The sequence below is a fragment of the Citrobacter sp. JGM124 genome (assembly GCF_018257795.1).
Classification (GTDB): Bacteria; Pseudomonadota; Gammaproteobacteria; order Enterobacterales; family Enterobacteriaceae; genus JGM124.
The window spans coordinates 16,354-35,115 of record NZ_JAERJD010000001.1 but is presented as its reverse complement, the minus strand read 5'-3'; the positions used below and the strand labels follow the sequence as shown (position 1 = coordinate 35,115).

Annotated in this window: 15 protein-coding genes and 1 tRNA gene; 4 read left to right on the top strand and 12 right to left on the bottom strand. The window is 48.8% G+C overall.

The features are described 5' to 3' along the window. Positions 1 to 2: 2 nt before the first annotated feature. The 3 genes from mepA to prmB form a co-directional block, all read right to left on the bottom strand. Positions 3 to 827: a penicillin-insensitive murein endopeptidase gene (gene mepA / locus JK154_RS00140; protein WP_211990470.1), complete on the bottom strand. Its 825-nt coding sequence runs from the start codon at positions 825 to 827 to the stop codon at positions 3 to 5. Further along, positions 820 to 1,917 (bottom strand): chorismate synthase, encoded by a 1,098-nt coding sequence (gene aroC, locus JK154_RS00135; RefSeq protein ID WP_211990469.1) that lies wholly within the window; start codon positions 1,915 to 1,917, stop codon positions 820 to 822. The genes mepA and aroC overlap by 8 nt, the downstream gene beginning before the upstream one ends. Before the next feature lie 64 nt (positions 1,918 to 1,981). Beyond that, on the bottom strand, positions 1,982 to 2,914 hold the full coding sequence (prmB, locus tag JK154_RS00130) for a 50S ribosomal protein L3 N(5)-glutamine methyltransferase (protein ID WP_211990468.1): 933 nt from the start codon (positions 2,912 to 2,914) through the stop codon (positions 1,982 to 1,984). A gap of 173 nt (positions 2,915 to 3,087) precedes the next feature. Between prmB and smrB the strand changes: the two genes are divergently transcribed. Continuing rightward, positions 3,088 to 3,639 (top strand): endonuclease SmrB, encoded by a 552-nt coding sequence (gene smrB / locus JK154_RS00125; protein ID WP_211990467.1) that lies wholly within the window; start codon positions 3,088 to 3,090, stop codon positions 3,637 to 3,639. Positions 3,640 to 3,732: 93 nt separating this feature from the next. On the opposite strand, the gene sixA is transcribed toward smrB, so the two are convergent. The 3 genes from sixA to JK154_RS00115 all read right to left on the bottom strand — a co-directional run bounded on the left by sixA (position 3,733) and on the right by JK154_RS00115 (position 5,044). Next, positions 3,733 to 4,221 carry a phosphohistidine phosphatase SixA gene (sixA, locus tag JK154_RS00120; protein ID WP_211990466.1) on the bottom strand — a complete coding sequence of 163 codons (489 nt, stop codon included), beginning with the start codon at positions 4,219 to 4,221 and terminating at the stop codon, positions 3,733 to 3,735. A 126-nt stretch (positions 4,222 to 4,347) separates the two neighbouring features. Beyond that, on the bottom strand, positions 4,348 to 4,479 hold the full coding sequence (locus JK154_RS17795) for a hypothetical protein (RefSeq protein WP_283093588.1): 132 nt from the start codon (positions 4,477 to 4,479) through the stop codon (positions 4,348 to 4,350). A 280-nt stretch (positions 4,480 to 4,759) separates the two neighbouring features. Then, positions 4,760 to 5,044 carry a YfcZ/YiiS family protein gene (locus tag JK154_RS00115; RefSeq protein ID WP_211990465.1) on the bottom strand — a complete coding sequence of 95 codons (285 nt, stop codon included), beginning with the start codon at positions 5,042 to 5,044 and terminating at the stop codon, positions 4,760 to 4,762. Positions 5,045 to 5,414: 370 nt separating this feature from the next. On the opposite strand from JK154_RS00115, the gene fadL reads away from it, so the two are divergent. Further along, on the top strand, positions 5,415 to 6,740 hold the full coding sequence (gene fadL, locus JK154_RS00110; RefSeq protein WP_283093587.1) for a long-chain fatty acid transporter FadL: 1,326 nt from the start codon (positions 5,415 to 5,417) through the stop codon (positions 6,738 to 6,740). Between the two features lie 64 nt (positions 6,741 to 6,804). On the opposite strand, the gene mlaA is transcribed toward fadL, so the two are convergent. Then, positions 6,805 to 7,563 (bottom strand): phospholipid-binding lipoprotein MlaA, encoded by a 759-nt coding sequence (mlaA, locus tag JK154_RS00105; protein ID WP_211990463.1) that lies wholly within the window; start codon positions 7,561 to 7,563, stop codon positions 6,805 to 6,807. A 429-nt stretch (positions 7,564 to 7,992) separates the two neighbouring features. Here mlaA and JK154_RS00100 point away from each other — a divergent pair. Continuing rightward, positions 7,993 to 8,067, top strand: a tRNA-Arg gene (locus JK154_RS00100). Positions 8,068 to 8,273: 206 nt separating this feature from the next. On the opposite strand, the gene JK154_RS00095 is transcribed toward JK154_RS00100, so the two are convergent. Continuing rightward, positions 8,274 to 8,459, bottom strand: coding sequence for a hypothetical protein (locus JK154_RS00095; protein ID WP_211990462.1), 186 nt, complete (start codon positions 8,457 to 8,459; stop codon positions 8,274 to 8,276). Between the two features lie 128 nt (positions 8,460 to 8,587). Further along, positions 8,588 to 11,017 (bottom strand): membrane-bound PQQ-dependent dehydrogenase, glucose/quinate/shikimate family, encoded by a 2,430-nt coding sequence (locus JK154_RS00090; protein WP_211990461.1) that lies wholly within the window; start codon positions 11,015 to 11,017, stop codon positions 8,588 to 8,590. 478 nt (positions 11,018 to 11,495) lie between these two features. On the opposite strand from JK154_RS00090, the gene pqqU reads away from it, so the two are divergent. Continuing rightward, a complete protein-coding gene (gene pqqU, locus JK154_RS00085) occupies positions 11,496 to 13,586 on the top strand; it encodes a TonB-dependent receptor PqqU (RefSeq protein WP_249215717.1) in 2,091 nt (696 codons plus the stop codon). A 237-nt stretch (positions 13,587 to 13,823) separates the two neighbouring features. On the opposite strand, the gene JK154_RS00080 is transcribed toward pqqU, so the two are convergent. The 3 genes from JK154_RS00080 to JK154_RS00070 all read right to left on the bottom strand — a co-directional run bounded on the left by JK154_RS00080 (position 13,824) and on the right by JK154_RS00070 (position 18,729). After that, a complete protein-coding gene (locus JK154_RS00080; RefSeq protein ID WP_211990459.1) occupies positions 13,824 to 15,029 on the bottom strand; it encodes a M24 family metallopeptidase in 1,206 nt (401 codons plus the stop codon). A 160-nt stretch (positions 15,030 to 15,189) separates the two neighbouring features. Continuing rightward, entirely contained in the window at positions 15,190 to 16,542 is a 1,353-nt protein-coding gene (locus JK154_RS00075; RefSeq protein WP_211990458.1) for an APC family permease, read from the bottom strand. A gap of 801 nt (positions 16,543 to 17,343) precedes the next feature. Beyond that, on the bottom strand, positions 17,344 to 18,729 hold the full coding sequence (locus tag JK154_RS00070; protein ID WP_211990457.1) for a VasL domain-containing protein: 1,386 nt from the start codon (positions 18,727 to 18,729) through the stop codon (positions 17,344 to 17,346). Positions 18,730 to 18,762: the final 33 nt, after the last annotated feature.

Genomic DNA, 18,762 nt, shown 5'->3' with positions numbered 1-18,762 from the left:
CGTTATAAAACGTGTTCATCCAGTAGTGCCTGGCAGGAAGCAGGTAAAGGGGGCGGCGTGGTAGGTTTCGCCACTGAACTCCCGGGCTTCGGCGGGGCAAACCAGCTCTTCAGTTCAGCACCGCAGCCATCGCCAGCTGGCGGTTCAGCCTGTTCTTCACACTCAAGGCTATTGGCCGGGCAGCGTAAACGAACATGCATATGCGCACGATGGGCAAACCATGGGCGCACTTTATGCAACCAGTCCCTGTCAGTGCCGGCATCCAGACAAAGTTGCTGCTTAATCGCCGGATTGACAAAGATACGTGTGACATCAGGATCCTGAGCCGCCAGTTTAATCAATGTGCCGATCTCTGGCTTCCACTGCGACGGCACGACACCTTTGCCATTAGCCGCGACGAGATCGATAGCCTGGGGACGCAGTAACTGTGCACTGGTCCAGCGTTTTTTGGGCAATTGTAAAAAAATGTCCACATCCAGCCCGGTCTGATGGCTCGCATGGCCGGAGCTGAAGCGTCCCCCCGCAGGCATGCCCATATCACCAATCAGTAACGTGCCACCCGTTTGCTGATGCGCCTGCTGGCTGAGTCGCTGGATGAAAGCCACTAAATCCGGATGACCAAAATAACGACGCTGGTCAGTACGCATAACTTGATAGTGGGCATCCGACAGTGGCAGTCCATGAGCACCAATGATACAGCCATTGGAAAAGCCACCCACTGACTGGGCGCTGCCGCTAATAGGGTGTTCAATTTTTTGCCATGGCGTTGCCGCCATGACCTGGACACTGGCCGTCAAAGCCAGCAATCCAGCCAGGATTTTATTCATCCTGTCTCCAGCGTGGGATTGTACAGTGAACATCTGCATTTTGCGCGCGCTGGCGCAGTAAATGATCCATTAAAACAATCGCTAACATGGCTTCCGCAATCGGAACGGCCCGAATCCCCACACAAGGGTCATGACGACCGCGGGTAATCATTTCTGTCTCTTCACCCTGACGGTTAATGGTTTTACCTGGTACAGTAATGCTGGACGTTGGCTTCAGGGCCATATGGGCAACAATTTGCTGACCACTGCTGATACCACCAAGAATGCCCCCTGCATGATTACTCAGGAAGCCTTGCTGGGTAATCTCATCCCGGTTTTCACTCCCGCGTAACGCCACAGCAGCAAACCCCTCACCAATCTCAACACCTTTCACCGCATTAATACTCATCAGGGCATGGGCGATGTCCGCATCAAGACGGTCAAAGACAGGTTCTCCTAACCCTGGTGGAACGTTGTCAGCCACCACGGTGATTTTGGCACCAACAGAATCGCCTTCTTTTTTCAGTTCACGGATAAGCTCGTCAAGCGCTTCAATTTTGTCCGGATCAGGACAAAAGAAAGGGTTATTTTCAACCTCATCCCAGGATTTAATTTCCAGAGGAATATCGCCCATTTGGGTCATACAGCCCCGGATAGCAACGCCGAAGTGTTGCTGGAGATACTTTTTCGCAATCGCCCCAGCCGCAACACGCATCGCGGTTTCCCGGGCAGAAGAACGCCCACCACCACGGTAGTCACGCACACCATATTTTTGCTCATAGGTATAATCCGCATGACCCGGGCGGAACACGTCTTTAATGGCGCCGTAATCCTGAGAACGTTGATCGGTATTCTCGATAAGCAGACCGATACTGGTACCTGTCGTGACGCCCTCAAAAACGCCGGAGAGGATTTTCACCTGATCCGGCTCCCGACGCTGTGTGGTATAGCGAGAGGTTCCCGGACGACGGCGATCCAAGTCGTGCTGAAGGTCGGCCTCAGTCAGACGAATACCAGGCGGCACACCATCAACAATACAGCCCAAAGCAATACCGTGAGACTCCCCAAACGTCGTTACACGAAAAACCTGTCCAATACTATTGCCAGCCATCACGGCTCCTTACCGTTTGTTGTTGTAGGTATGACTCACACAAGTCCGTAAAAATGATTATGGTTTAATCCTGATAGCGACTGAAATGATGACGCGCCTCTACCAGCTGTGATTTAGTCAGCATAAAGACGCCATCACCACCATTATCAAATTCAAGCCAGGTGAACGGGACATCAGGATACTGTTCTATCAGATGTACCATGCTATTTCCCACTTCACAAATCAGTATTCCTCCGTCTGCCAGGTAGTCTGGCGCAGACCCAAGAATACGACGCGCCAGTTCCAGCCCATCATTGCCGGCAGCCAGCCCCAGTTCTGGTTCAAAATGATACTCGCCAGGCAAATCCGACATATCTTCTGCATCAACATAGGGAGGGTTGGTGACAATGATATCGTACTGGACTTTTGGCAGGTCACGGAACAGATCAGAACGCATAGGGGTAACATTATGCTCCAATCCATGCTCGCTGATATTCTGTTCAGCCACCGCTAAGGCATCAACGGAAATATCCACCACATCAACATCGGCTTCAGGGAAAGCATAGGCACAGGCAATACCTATACAGCCACTGCCGGTACACATATCAAGAATATGGCGTGGTGCCTGGTCAATCAAACCGGCAAACTGGTTGTTAATTAACTCACCAATAGGGGAACGCGGTACTAACACCCGATCATCAACATAAAACTCATGGCCGCAAAACCAGGCTTTATTCGTCAAATAGGCGACAGGTATACGCTCATTAACACGACGAATTACACGCTCGACAATAAGGTGACGCTCACCCGGTGTCAGGCGAGCAGTGCGCATATCTTCTGGAATATCCAGCGGAAGATAGAGACTGGGAAGAACCAGCTGAACGGCCTCATCCCAGGGATTGTCGGTGCCGTGACCATACCAAATATTGGCAGCACTAAAACGGCTGACTGACCAACGTAACATATCCTGGATGGTATGCAGTTCGTTCACTGCTTCATCGACAAAAATTTTATCCATGCTGCCCTCCGCAGGCGACTCATGATGATTCAATAATAAGGGGGTAGTTTGCCATGAAGAGTGGGACAAATCAGCATTGATGATGCAATGTTCTGATGGGATATACCGTTTTCTTTATTGATGAGCCAGAAAACGAGTAAACTTAGCGTAAAACAGATGTAAGAAGAGAAAATATGAAAAAGTCTTCCCCACTCAGTTCAGAGGATACGTCCCTGTTTCGTGGCCTGATGAGTGATACTAAAAAGTTGACTCAAGACACCATTGTGCATCGAACGGTACGTAAAAAAGTCACACAGATCCCCGCTGAACGACTGCTACAAGAGCAAGTGGATGCCAGCCACTACTTCTCTGATGAATTTCAGCCCCGCCTCGCGACTGAAGGGCCAACCCGTTACGTCCGGGAAGATGTGAGCCATTTTGAGTTGAAAAAAATCCGCCGGGGGGATTACTCCCCGGAGCTGTTCCTCGATCTCCATGGCTTGACTCAGCTACAGGCCAAGCAAGAGTTGGGAGCACTCATTGCGGCCTGCCGCCGCGAACATATTTTTTGTGCCTGTGTCATGCATGGTCATGGCAAGCATATTCTGAAACAACAAACCCCATTATGGCTGGCACAACATCCTCATGTCATGGCCTTTCACCAGGCACCTAAAGCTTATGGTGGTGATGCGGCATTACTGGTACTGATTGAAGTGGAAGAGTGGGCGCCACCCGAATTGCCATAAACCACCGCGTTGGTGCAAAAAAAAAGAGCCGCCCGGGCGACTCTTACAGTGACAAACCTGATGGAAGGAGCGTGTTTTCTCCCTTTCACACCGTCAGATTAGTTTTGCCGTTTTAAGCTGGCAGGGGCTTTTTTGCCAGTTCAGCGTGCCTTTCCCACTCCGGGGATCCAATGTCACACAGGCAATCGCCGAGGTAGAAAACATCGGTGGGGATTCCTGTGGGCACAATGCTGTGACCAAATACCCCACCAAAGGGAGGTGTGAAACAATCAACAATGAGGACACGCCTTCTGCGGCCAGAACCTGGAGGTAATCCGCAACACGGTCAGCATCCCCACCGGGAGTCAGTTCAGGCAAAATATCTGTTTTCCCGTCGAGGGAAAACACATCTCTCATTATTGCTAACGTCTGCTCCGCGCGCAGATAAGGGCTAACCAGAGCCCGGTCGATACTTTCAGTCTGGCCTTTTAGCCAGCCTGCCATCAGCCGTGACTCATCACAACCACATTCAGTAAGGGGACGAACCGAGTCACTTGCCGCATCGAGAACAGCATCACCATGACGCATTATAAAGACTTGCATATTGCACCGCTTTAGTTAACCAAAGACACCAGGAGCCCACGTAACAACGGAGGGCTTTGGCAGCCCGGCATTGTGCCTTATTCATACACCGAATGAAATGCTGATCTTTACCTTAAGGCCATAAACTCAGTCAATGATTGCCGGTAAAATAATCGACAGCCATCCCTGTTTATTCCAGGTGAAGTATTCATCACCGCAAGCGTGGCCTTGTTCTGCAAGTCCTGGCCGAGTGCCGCACTGACGTGCCTGGTTAAACAAACGCGTGCCCCTGAGTGCCCAGCCACATATACAAAGCCAGGAAGCCTGTCACCTCAGCCCTGCCACCAGATAATGAAATTCTTCATTTATATCAGTGGATTAAATAGCACTCACAAAGCCACCCTTCCAGCCCCATCCTGCGGGGAAAATTTGAAGGGGGGAAACACGCCCCCCTGTTACCGGGGTGAGACCAGAATTCAGCAGAAAGGGTTAATAAGGAAATCAAGGAGATAAAAAAATGGCGGACGTGCGCCGCCAGCCATTTTTTAAAGCCGACGGTTTAGCGTAAACCCAGCTGGAATATTAGTGTTTCAGCCTGGCAACAGAACAGGAAGTCGATATCCAGACGCACACCATCAGTCACTTCGGTAATATGATGGCTTATCTGACAAGGTTCAGACTCCACCTCGCGTGCTTTAGCGCTCAGTGCTTTCAGGGTCTCTTCAGCCTGTTCCTTTGTTGCAAATACATGGCTATAGGAAGCCACACAATCAGTATTATCAATGATAGAACCGACGTCTATACAGCAACAAACCGGGGTTTCATCTGCACTATTTTTACTCATAGTTAGTTCCTCAGCAGTCTAACGTAACAAGGCGAGCACCTTATATTTATCTCTACTAGTTTACGTCTCCCGCCCTTTTCTCTCCAGTTCATTATCTCACTCAACCTGAGGAGTGACGAAAATCACACTTTAAGATGATCTAAAACAAATAATTTGGCTGGTAGCCTTGCTCTTAAAGTGGCTATTTTTGCGATTATCGCCCCATTTCAAGTAACAATAATTAAACAAAGCAGAAACATTATTGCAGTATGTCTGCTGCCTGTACCTATACTGGCCAACTGGTCTGATTTGTATCTACCTGCTCTGTCTCTACTATTCGCGCTCCCGTTACGGTAAGTAGCAATTTTATATAAAAAAAATTAATGAGGTTTTGGTTATGAACCAGAAAATCCGGTTTGCCCGGTCAGCTGTCGCCATCGTTGTCGCGGTGGTCAGTGGTCAGGCACATTCAGCCGGCTTTCAGTTAAACGAATTTTCTTCTTCTGGTTTGGGCCGAGCCTATTCAGGTGAAGGCGCTATCGCGGATAATGCCGGGTCAGCCAGCCGTAACCCTGCTACCATTATGATGTTTGATCGCCCCTCCTTTTCTGCCGGTGCTGTATTCATTCAGCCTGATGTGAATGTATTTGGTCATTCACCCGCCGGGGGCAGTACTGATGCCAAAAATATCGCCCCGAATGCCTGGATACCTAACCTGCATTTTGTTGCCCCCATTAATGACAAATTTGGCTGGGGGGCCTCCGTTACCTCAAACTATGGCCTGGCAACGGAATTCAACGATAGCTACCGTGCGGGATCCATTGGTGGCAAAACTGACCTGCAAACTGTGAATTTCAATCTGAGTGGGGCTTACCGTCTGGACAGCCAGTGGAGCTTTGGTCTGGGTTTAAATGCCATCTATGCCAGGGCAAAAATTGAACGCTATGCAGGGGATTTAGGCAAAATTCTGGTGGGTGGGGGTAAAATTCCCTCAGAGTATCAAAATGCGGTAGGTAATCTCCCGGCAGATACCCAGATTACCAGCCTGAAAGGCAATAAATGGGGGCTTGGCTGGAATGCCGGGGTACTCTATGAACTCGATAAAGGTAACCGCTATGCGTTAACTTATCGTTCTAAAGTCAAAATTGATTTTGACGGGGATTACAAAAGCAGTATTCCCGGCGCCTTTAACCCACTTTTAGCGAATTATGGCTTATACGGAACAGGTGGTGCGACCATACCGGGGTCTTTAACCTTAAACCTGCCAGAAATGTGGGAAGTATCCGGTTATAATACCGTCGCGCCCAAATGGGCCGTTCACTACAGCATGGCCTATACCCGATGGAGCCAGTTCAAGGAACTGAAGGCCACCGCCACAGAAGGTCAATTGCTTTTCCAGAAAGACGAAAGCTTTAAAGATGCCTACCGTTTAGCAATAGGTACTACCTATTTTATGGATGAGAACTGGACCTTCCGCACGGGGATTGCCTTTGATGATAGCCCGGTGCCCGCTGACAAACGTTCTATTTCCATTCCTGACCAGGATCGTTTCTGGCTCAGTGCCGGAACCACCTATGCCTTCAATAAAGATGCATCGATTGATATCGGAGTCTCTTACATGCATGGCAAACACGTTGAAATTAAAGAGGGTCCTTACAGCTTCCGCTCTGAAGGTAAAGCCTGGCTTTATGGCACTAACTTTAATTACTCTTTCTAGTCAGCACCCTCTTGATAAAAAAACAGGCGAACCTAAGTTCGCCTGTTTTTTTATCATCAAAGAACTAAGGCGAATCAATATCCTGCAAATCATCCTGAATCGCTGCCGCGTTTGGATTCACCTCTGGCTTCAACTGCCCACCATTTGCCAGGAAATCGTAACGCTGGAAGTACGCTTCACGCACCAAAATATAAGGATCAGAGGACTGGCGCAGTAGCCCATCGCTGTCCAGCAAACGTGCCCGTGTTTCAATCCCTTCCAGAGTCCATTTACCAATCGACATTGGCCAGGTCAGCCAGGAAAGCACCGGATACAGGGTGTCAGCATACTCACCACCGTCTTCCCGGAAAGTGAAGCTACCGTATCCTGGCAGCATAATGTAGGGGCCGTAACCCACACCATAGTGCCCAAGGGTTGTACCAAAACGCATCGGGTAGGTTCGTTCAAGTTTAGGGTTCGCCATACTCGCAACGTCAATAAAGCCCCCCATCCCCAGCAAGGTATTAAGGAAGAAACGCGTGAAATGCACCATACCCTGATAAATATTTCCCTGGGCAAAGTAGTTCACCATTGAGGCTGGCTCTTCCAGGTTGCTGGTGAAATTGCTTAAACCATTACGTGCTGGCTGAGGAACATAATCCCGCCATGCCACGGCAACTGGTCGCACAATATAGGGATCTAACACATTCATATTGAAGTTGAACATGGTACGGTTGAACCCTTCCAGCGGATCAGAACGCTCTTGTGGTTGTTTGTCAGCCGAGCCAGCACACCCTAGCAACAAGGTTGTTGTCAATGCCAGTCCGGTCAGGCGGAAATTCATAAGCGTCTCCAGTTGTTGTTAATCTACGCTTTCAATATCATGCACGCCCAGAGGGGCTAAAAAAATATCAGGGCCACCACAGCTGTTTCAATCAAGAAACAACCTCAATACCGACAGGCCACGCCTATTCTTTTTCAGCAACAGTTTATCAGGATACAGACTCGATTTTGTTCCCATTGCTGCGCTACGGGATACTATACCGACAGCTCGGAGTATCATCCAGCATCAATCCACATCATGCCCCTTCAGCTGATCAGTTATTTGTTTAAAAAAAAATCAATGAAAATGCAGCCGTTCAATTAAACAACAAAAAACGCAATCTATGCCTTCAAAAACGCAATGAAGCATTATAAATGCTTGAAGAAACACAGGCCATTACGGTACCATCGGCGCGCATTAACGAGATTCAGGCACACCAGGTGCTGTAACGTCCTCTTAGTTAAATGGATATAACAAGCCCCTCCTAAGGGCTAGTTGCAGGTTCGATTCCTGCAGGGGACACCAGAATCCTGCTGACCACAGTTCAGAGTGATATACCGATATCCCGCCTGTTTTTAAGTTCAGTGATACCGTTACCCTACCCATCCAGTATATTGTCGACCGACGCTAGTTAATCGCCAATGGTGTGCGTTATACACCGAAAGGTGGCACTCCCCCTTATGGAAATATTCAGCTTTAGCCCCCGGGCGTGACTTTGCCTGCTGTTTTTTTTAATCCCTCTCGCGGATAGCGTTCGCCCATGGCAGATTGCGCCAGCATGATCCGATAATCCCATCGCGTAGAATACCGTCCTTCTCAGCGGACGCGTCCTGCAGTACACGCCACTCAAGACCCGGATCGAGGATCTGCTCTTCAGTTAATCGGGCTTTACCTGCGGTGATCGATTCCAGAGGCATAAGGAAAATACCGGAAGATCTTTAGACAGGCGTATGTGGGGAGATAACGAAAAGATATTGAGGCCAACATATAAAAAATCCCCCCCAGCCAGATTGACTGGGGAGGATTTGACTCAAAACCTTACGACTCAGTCTAAGGCATAAGCAATTACATAATCGCCACGATCAGGAGACTGGCGAGCACCACCTGCTGAAATCAGAATATATTGTTTACCATTTTTTGGTGAAATATAACTGATTGGTCCCCCTTGGGAACCCACAGGTAAACGCGCTTTCCAGACTTCTTTCCCGGTGGCACTGTCATAGGCGCGTAAATAGTAATCCTGGGTACCGGCAATAAAGACCAGGCCACCCTGCGTCGCTAACGTACCGCCAAGTGTCGGCATACCAACAGGCATCTGTGCTTTCATTTTGATGCCAAATGGCCCGGTATCCTGAACCGTACCAACAGGTACCTGCCAAACAACCTTCTTGGTTTTCATATCGATTGCTGACAGTGAACCAAACGGTGGTTTCTGGCAAGGAATGCCTAAAGGTGACATAAAGCGGTTTTTATTGACGCTGTACGGTGTCCCTTTCAGGGGAACAGCCCCCATGCCCGTATTCACCGATTCGCCACCATTGCTGGCTGCGGTATTTTCATTATCCGACGGTACCATCTGCACCCAGAGTCCCAGGCGCATATCGTTAACAAACATGTACTGATGCGTAGGATCAAATGAGATGCCTCCCCAGTTCATGCCACCTAACGACCCAGGAAAACTGAGGGATACATCAGTATCCGGTACAGTAAACAGGCCATCATAACGCATGGACTTAAACCCAATTCGGCAGGCTAGCAGGTCAAACGGCGTGGCCCCCCACATATCGGATTCTGTCATCGTCTGGTTGCCTATCTGTGGCATGCCGACGGAGAACGGCTGTGTGGCAGTATACTGCTCACCAGGAATGCTACCTTTTTTGATAGGTTTTTCTTCAACTTTGGTTAACGGTTTACCCGTTTCACGATCAAGTACCCAGATCATGCCGGTTTTACCGCCAATCACCACGGCCGGTCTTGTCGAACCATCGTCCATTGGAAAATCGACCAGGCTAGGCTGCATGGGCAAATCGAAATCCCACAAATCGTTATGAACAGTCTGATACACCCACTTTTCTTTACCTGTTGTTGCATCAAGAGCCAGAACGGATGCACCATACTTATGATCAAGTTTAGTACGATCTGCACCCCACAGGTCAACAGAAGAGCTACCCATCGGGATGAATACCGTATTCATCTCTGGATCATACGACATAGGTGCCCAGGAATTCGGGGTACTGCGTACATAAGTTTGCCCGGATTCCAGCGTATTGAGGGTGGGATCATTGCGGCCTGGATCAAATGCCCAACGCATTTTTCCGCTGACCACATCAAATCCACGTAACACGCCCCCAGGCATATCAGTCTGGACGTTATCCGCAACACGACCACCGACCACCACAGTGGTTCCAGCAACGGTTGGGGCAGAAGTTAGCTGGTACTGCGGATCAGGCGCATCCCCGAGGCCCGCTTTTAAGTCAACCTGACCATTGTCACCAAAGAAATGACAAAACTCACCGGTATCTGCATTGAGCGCGATCAGACGCGCATCAATTGTATTCATCAGAATACGGCGCTGACAGGTATCACCCGGCTGCAGAGTCACCTGATCAACAGGTGTTGAACCTGGTTTCGTTGGCTGCTCTACAGGTTTTGTCGCATCAAACCATGCCAGCCCACGACAGCGATTCCATACCTGGCTCTCAGCATTGATTTCCTGCTTCCAGATTGTCTTGCCGGTGTCAGCCTCAACCGCAATGACATTATTATGCGGGGTACAAAAATAGAGCGTGTTACCTATTTGCAGAGGCGTTTGCTGGTCCTCAGCCCCATTTCCCCCGGGGCTGATTGGCGTATCACCCGTATGATAAGTCCAGGCTACTTTTAGATCCTTGACGTTATCACGATTGATCTGGGTCTGCGCGACGAAGCGATTACCGCCAGGAGTATTTCCGTAGTTTGACCATTCCGTATGCTCTGTACCCGGCTTAATGGGTTCAATAGCCAGAGGTTTACCTTCGTCAACCGTCGGATGTGGTACAAACATTTGCCAAAACGTTACAACCATGCCTATCACAATCACCGCACTTGACGCATATGCCGGTGTACGCAAAGCCGTTTTCCCTTGCCGTAAACGTAGGGCTGGTAATGTCAACAGCAGGATAAGCATTAAACCCGCGGGAACCATCAAACGGGCAACTAAAGGCCAAAATTCCATGCCCGCATCATAGAGAGACCAAATCACTGTCACAATAAAGGCAACAGCAAACAAGGAAACAGCGGACGATTTACGGCGAAATAGCTGAATGGCGGACAGCAGCATTAGAATACCAGTGCCTGCAAAATAGCTACTGCCACCCAAAGAGAGTAATTTAATGCCGCCAATAATATAGTACAACGAGACGAGCAGGATAATCAGCCCAAGGAGTATGCACCAGGCTCGCATTCCTTTCTGCTTAGATATCGTGTCATGTTTCATTTTCAATAACTCATTTTCTTTCAACAGAACATATATTTTATGTCTACCAGTAACAAGATCGTAATTTTTTTTAGTAAATAATAATTATCATTCACTCAAATTGGGGATTGCCGTGAGATGACGTGGCAAGGCTCGGTTGGCTGAACGCATATTTTTAAACAACGCGTTATGATGATTTAAAATAAGAATATCATTGCAGAATAATGGGTTAACTCGTATCCCAGACACGGAATTAACGATTTTAAATAGCAAGCCACTCCGGTATCAGATCAAAAAGCGATCCCGGCCGTGTAAAGACGTGCTGAAAAGACCTTCGGGTAACACAGGTGTCGTCCTGCCCGTCGGTTATCGGCATTTTCACTGACCTCCGGGAAGGGATGACAAAATCTAACAATGGTAGAAAATATTTAACACAGTATCATATAATCTTTATGCTGTTTTCCGAGCTGCTGTAATGAAAATTGTTTGTAAGCACCAAATGGTAGTATCTGCCTTAACATTCTCCTGCCTTGGTGCACTGCCTCCCGCCTCAGCCGCCGAGCAAATCCTGGTTATCAGTGCAAAACCAGCCCCGGTTTCAGAACTGGATACACCAGCGGCGGTAAGTGTCATTGATGGCGACGATATGCGTTTTGCCGCGCCACGCGTTAATTTGTCTGAGTCATTAAACGCTGTCCCTGGTTTACAAATTCAAAACCGACAGAACTATGCCCAAGATTTACAACTCTCTGTTCGAGGATTTGGTGCCCGATCGACTTTCGGTGTGCGTGGGTTGCGTATTTATGTCGACGGGATCCCTTCCACCATGCCTGATGGACAAGGTCAAACGTCCAATATTGATATTAACAGCATTAACAGCATTGACGTACTGCGCGGCCCTTTTTCCGTGCTTTATGGCAATGCATCTGGCGGCGTAATCAATGTTTCTACACAAACAGGTAAAGCCCCTCCGTCCATAGAGGCCAGCAGCTACTACGGCAGCTCAGACAGTTGGCACTATGGTCTGAAAGCCAGCGGCGCTACGGCAGAAAGCGGTCATGCTGGCAATATGGACTACGTTGTGTCAACGAACCGTTTCACTACACAGGGCTATCGTGAGCACAGCGCAGCACGGAAAAATTTAGCCAACGCCAAACTCGGTTTTCAACTCGATGAAGTGAGTAAACTCACACTGTTACTTAATAGCGTTGATATTAAAGCGGATGATGCTGGCGGGCTAACTTCACAAGAGTGGCATGATAATCCTCGCCAGTCTCCGCGAGGAGAACAGTACAATACCCGTAAAAAAACCCGTCAGACGCAAATGGGCCTGCGTTATGAACGCCAACTCAGCGAGCAAGATGATCTCAGTATCATGGCTTATGCCGGTGAACGTAATACGACACAATATCAGTCAATACCAGCGAATATTCAGCAAATAAAGCCAGCCCATGCAGGGGGGGTTATCGCCCTCACTCGCCACTATCAGGGCGTTGATACCCGCTGGACCCATCAAGGAAATGTTGGGGTCCCCGTGACCTTCAGCACCGGGCTTGATTATGAAAATATGACTGAGAGCAGGAAAGGGTATGAAAACTTCGTCCTGATCAACAGCACGCCGGCCTACGGGGTAAAAGGGGACTTACGCCGCAACGAGCGTAATACCATGTGGAATCTTGACCCCTATCTGCAGACTCAATGGCAGCTGACTGACAGACTCGAGTTAGATGCCGGGCTGCGCTACAGCTCTGTATGGTTTGACTCACATGATTTCTACATTACACCGAAAAATGGTGATGACAGTGGAAGTACCCGTTATCACAAATTGCTGCCAGTCGGCGCAGTACGCTACGCACTCACAGACGCATGGAATGTCTATCTGTCCGCTGGCCGTGGGTTTGAAACACCGACCATTAACGAGCTTTCTTATCGCCCGGACGATAAAAGTGGTCTGAACATAAACCTACAACCAGCGACCAGTAACACCGTTGAGATTGGCAGTAAGGCACGTTTGGGCAATGGGTTAGTCAGCCTTACCCTGTTTGAAACCAATACCGACAACGAAATAGTTTCCGCGGGCAATATCGGCGGAAGAACCAGTTACAAGAATGCGGGGAAAACTCGTCGTCAGGGTACAGAACTGGCTTTGGATCAACAGTTTGATGAAAACTGGAGTTTAAAAGCAGCCTGGACTTGGCTCAAGGCCGAGTATCTCACTGATGTTTGCCAGGATACCAACTGCAATGGTAACCGTATTCCCGGCATAGCACGTAATATGGCTTATGTATCCTATAGCTATGCGCCGGAACAAGGCTGGTATGCGGGCAGTGATATCCGTTATATGGGTGACATTATGGCCAATGACCAAAATAGTGCGAAGGCCCCAGCCTGGACGACTGTTGGTCTGAGCAGCGGCTATAAGTGGTCATTTAATCAGATAGAAATGGATCTCTTTGGCCGGATCGATAATTTATTCGATCGCCATTATGTGGGCTCCGTGATAGTGAATGAAGGTATGAATCGTTACTATGAACCCGCGCCGGGTCGTAACTACGGAATCGGGCTTAATGTGACATGGAATTGGGAGTAACAATGGCGGGCTGAATAGTGTGTTTGCCCCCCCTGTCCTGGCGTTACCACAGGTCAGCGGGGTGAGATTCGGACAGAGATCTGCGCCTGCCCTATTGTTTATCGGCAGGCCAGATAGGGGTTGTCACCATGAATAAGGGCCTTATCATCAGTCATTCCGGGCATCGGCCTTGCCGCTGGGTGATCAGGGTGCCCCCCACCATTACACAACGGCTCAGTATCCAACAGACTCTGACTCTTATTCAAAACGCCGCAATTCACGTGGTAGCTTGCTAAAAAGCTCATAACCATTATCGGTAATGAGTAACATATCCTCAAGCATGATAGCCCCGACACCTATCCCGTAATACGGGGTTTCAACACTAAACACCATACCGGGCTCAAAGTGTTCGGTCGCCGTGCTGCTAATAAAGGGGGCTTCTTCGAGCCCGAGGAAAAGACCATCACCATGCCCTAAATGACCCCGGTTATAATAAGGCAAGCCATGCGCTTTGATTGTGCTCATTGTGTCATTGAATACATCGCTTAATTTTACGCCAGGACCAATCATACTAAGCATATGATTATGCCCAAGTAAAATCGTATCATAAATGCGCTGTGCCATCGCTGTGGGTTCACCAAAGACCACGGTACGCGCAAGATCCGCACCATACCCGGCAACATCCACACCACAGTCAAATTTAATTAAATCCCCTGCCTGAACAGGCTTGCGACTCGGCAACAACTTAGGAGAAAAATCATCACCGACTGAGATCAAGTGGAAACGTGAATAGTTGGTGTCAGGGTGCTGCATCACTGCCGCTTTATAAGCAGCGGTTAAATCCCAGGCAGAACAACCCGCCTTAATCGCACTGAAAGCCTCCGTGATACCATATTCAGTGATTTGAGCACTTTTACGTAAAAAATCCACTTCCCAGGGACTTTTGATCATACGTAATGCATTAAAGAAAGACGTGGAATCCACCAGATTTAATCCGGGCATCACTTTATCCATCGTCGTTCTACCACCATAACTCATTGCCATGAGTTCAATAGCAATGGTTTTATTCAAAACACCCGCATCTGAAAATGCAGATTTCAATAAACCGAACACAGCATCGAGTGGTGGCCCAATAGGGCGCTCTTTCACCGTTCTTTCAGGGTTGAAGGGATCATCAACATCCACCCAAACGGGGAAAGTTTTAACTTCATAATTCGGTAGCTCAAATGATAATCCCGCCGCTTCAAACTCATTCATGATGATAAGTGAAGGCAGTTTCTCATCGCGGAAAATAACGGCAAGAGCAGCACCAGTATGGCGAAAGGTATACATGAAAAAACTAGGAAAACCAGTTACATGACAAAAGTTATCTGGCGTGGTTACCACGACAGCATCAATATTGTCACGCTCCATAAGTGCCCGCGCTTTCTCCGTGACATTTTTTAAGTGTTGCGCTTTATCCATATCCCCATTGTCTCCCGCTTTGTGGTTATTTTGCCTCAGATAACATCAGGATATCACTGATAGCCTGTAATTATCGCGCCGTTTGAATCACTGGGGGGAGGATAGCCCGTCAAGCAAGCAGAACGGTGCTGACTTAAAACGGGACTATCTCCACAGGGAATTATTTCTCTTGCTGGTTATTCAGCCATGCCAAATTGGCATTGTTTTTACCCAGCTGTAATACCAGAATCCCTATCGCCAGCCAGATAACGCCAACAACCTGGGCACTGGTTTTGATATGAAATAAAACAGGCAACAAAATAAGTATGCCAACGCAAGGCATCACGATATCGAAGAAGAATGCCGTCGCACCTGTACGCTGTTTTTTGATCTTAAAATAACCAATAACAGCGATATGCAACATGATAAAGGCACTTAAGGCTCCCACATCAACAAAAGAAACCAGTGTCCCTAAGCCATCATCAGATAATCCAGCAATCACAGCGAGAACCATATTAAATAAAGCGGTAAAAATAAGGGCTGCTGTTGGCACGCCGCTATCTTTACCGACTGTGGCGAAGATTTTAGGCAAGCGCCCATCACGCGACATACTAAATAATAACCGCCCGGCAGCAGCCTGCCCTACCATCGCAGCAAACGCCGCGCCAACACCTTTCATTACCGCCAGCGCCACACCAATCCATACACCAAGCTGGCTGTTCACGATAGTGTAAAAAGCGGCGCCCTGTTCTTGGGGGTGTGAACGGAAATATTCCGCCGAATGTGGACTTAACAGTGCACCAACATAGGTTTGCAACATGAAAAGTCCACCCGCGAGGAACAAACAAACGATAATCGCGGTACCTATCGCGCTACGGCGCTCATGATGCTCTTCAGAGAAAGTCGCAATGGCGTCAAAACCTAAATAAGACAAGACAGCTATCGAGACCGCACCAAAAAGGTTGCCCCACGTGAAATCAATGCCACCGACAAAAGGCTCAAGTAAATCTCGTTGTGGGCCAACGGAAATAAGCATATAAATGCCAGCCGCCAGTACTATCGCCAGTACCACAATTTCAATAATCAGTATCGCTAAAGTGAATTTAGCCGATTTTTTGATCCCGATAAGATTAAGCGCTACCGTAACTATCACGGCCACACTCGTCCAGGCCCATACCGGGATATCTGGCATAATAGAGTTCAGCGAAATCCCGCTGAACAAATAGGCCACTGCCGGTATCAGCATATAGTCCAGGAACAGCAGCCAGCCGACTAAGAACCCCACCTTGGGATGAATACCTGCCGAACAATAAGCATACACCGCACCCGCATTGGGTAATTCGTTAGCCATTCGGGCATAGGATAATGCAGTGAACCCCATGATCAAGGTGGCAACCAGATAGACTAATGTTACCGCGCCATCGCTGGTTGCATCGAGCACACCGAACAAACCAACCGGTGCTGCAGGTCCAATAAACAGTAACCCCATCACCACCAAGTCATGAAGTTTCATGTTTTTATTCAATTTAGGCATAAACCTCTCCAACTGCTTTTTTTATAAATTTTTCTATAAGACATGGATAACAAATTCACGAAAGCTATATTGATATTCTCAATGTAGCCAACAGAATGCAGCTGTTTATATTTCTGATAGTTACGCGGTCAGTTCACTGGTCACACTGCCAACAGTTCAGCATCTTTCAGAATGCTTTGTCGCAGTAAGCCATGATAACGGTTTAACAGGAACCTCATCATATTACGAAGCAACGTTGTAAGCTGTGAAAAATTTCGATATATAAATTCGCTGGTTACTTTCTTCTTAAATGGCAACAGCCCGTTCACAGCGTCCTTTGTTCCTGCCCGGTCTCCCATCATCCCTGGTGAACACATCGCCGGCACCGTGGACGCGGTATCAAAGAATGCCCTCGCCTGACGTCACAGACAGACATAAAACCGCTCTCTACTAACAGGTAGAGATATCAATGACAGTCAGTTGATATCGTTCCCCCTTTGACTGAGCATGATACTTCTGCCCTGGAACAGTTTGTTTTACTTGATGTTAAACTATTACGCCTGGCTTGTAGATAACGGCTAAATAACCTATTAATCTAGGTTATAAGAATATAATCTTTAGGCTTGTCGGCCGAAAGGTAACCCGTTAACCCCCCGAAGGGGGATAACCAATCAGTACCCGATTATGGTCGGTTAGTGAAGAACGGGATTCAGTGCCACCAGCAGATTCAGGGCCCGTCTTCTTCCGGCAGTCCTGTTATAACAAGCCCTGGTCCTTGCCCCCGAAAAACAGGGATGGCACCGTCATTAGGTGCCATAAAGATTACTTTGAAGCAGGCTGTTTTATTTCAGCATAACGGGCGGTCAACTGCTGCAGGTGCATCTCCAGCTGCGCCCTGGCAGCGGCAGGCAGTGCCTCACCGGCAGGGGTTTGTGCCAATATGCGCAGTTGTTCTTCCGCCGGTATGGACTTATCAAAGGATTGCATGGCAGAGAAGACCACTGACTTCAGCTCACTGACGGTCATGTATTTTCCCTTTTTTTCATCAAGCCCATTCAGCCGATCGCTCAGTTTTTTTAGTATCATCATTCCCGTGTGCCAGTCATTCAGCTGTTCAGCCGGTAATGCGGCAGCATGACGTTGTTGCCGCCACTGCTGAGTCAAAAGCCTGGCCTTTTCCGGCCAAAGCACCTGAGCTTGTTCCAGAAGCTGCTGGCTGTAATCAATATTCCAGTCAGGTGGCAATTTATCCAGTCGGGTAAGCTGCTGCTCTGTTTGTGTCAGTATCGCTGGTGACAGCGGAGAGTGCTGGCGCAACACATCCAGCTGCTCAGACGTGAGTGGCACTGGTAACGGTGCCAGTGAGGCCAGCAGCTGAGTCTGTAGCGGGTCAGGACGGTGAAGATACTGCCACCCCCACGTGGTAACAGCGCTTATCACCAGCATGGTACACATGCCGGCAATAAAAGATGGCCATCTTTTTACCCCGTCGGGTACGACTGTCTGTACTTCCACCCTGGACTGTAGTTCCGGCTGCGCCACATACACCCATTTTGCCGTACTTTGTGACACATTCCCCCCGTCAACCACATTGTCATCAGTCACTGGTACCCCTGTGCCATTGATTAGCCTGGCAGGTAACGGAATGCCCGACGGTACGACTCCCCCAGAATCAGATGTGCCATTACTGTTTTCCAGCCGGATAGCACTGTTGTGCATCATGGATCGTAAGGCATCAAACTGGCTCAGATGTTTTAGCTCCAGGCGCTGTAACACCGTTCCCAGACTGGTAAGCAGTTGTTCCGCACGGTACAACTGACTGAGGTCACTGTAATTCAGTGGCAGGGTGCGCAAACGCTGTTGCAGGCGCTGGCTAAGGCTGCTGAGGATTTCTATACGGGCGTGAACCGGCTGCGGCCAGAGAGCCCCCCACTGGTGACTTATCAGGGCATCCAGTATTGCCAGGCCTTCATTCAGGCCGAATAACCCAGCCAGCTGTGTACGCGCCTGCGTGTACCAGGCCGCGGTCTGTAGTTCCACTCCATTTTGCTCAAACAACGAGAGACAGAGTTTTTCCACATAATGCCAGTTCACATCCGGCCGTGCGGGATGTGTCAGTTTGCTCAGTTCTTCACGCAGGGCGACATAGTCGGGTAGCGTGCGGGGATCACTGCCGGTTTTTACCGGCCTCGGTTGTACATCATGCATAAGGGTCATCCCTGAGGGTAAAAAAAGTGGGTG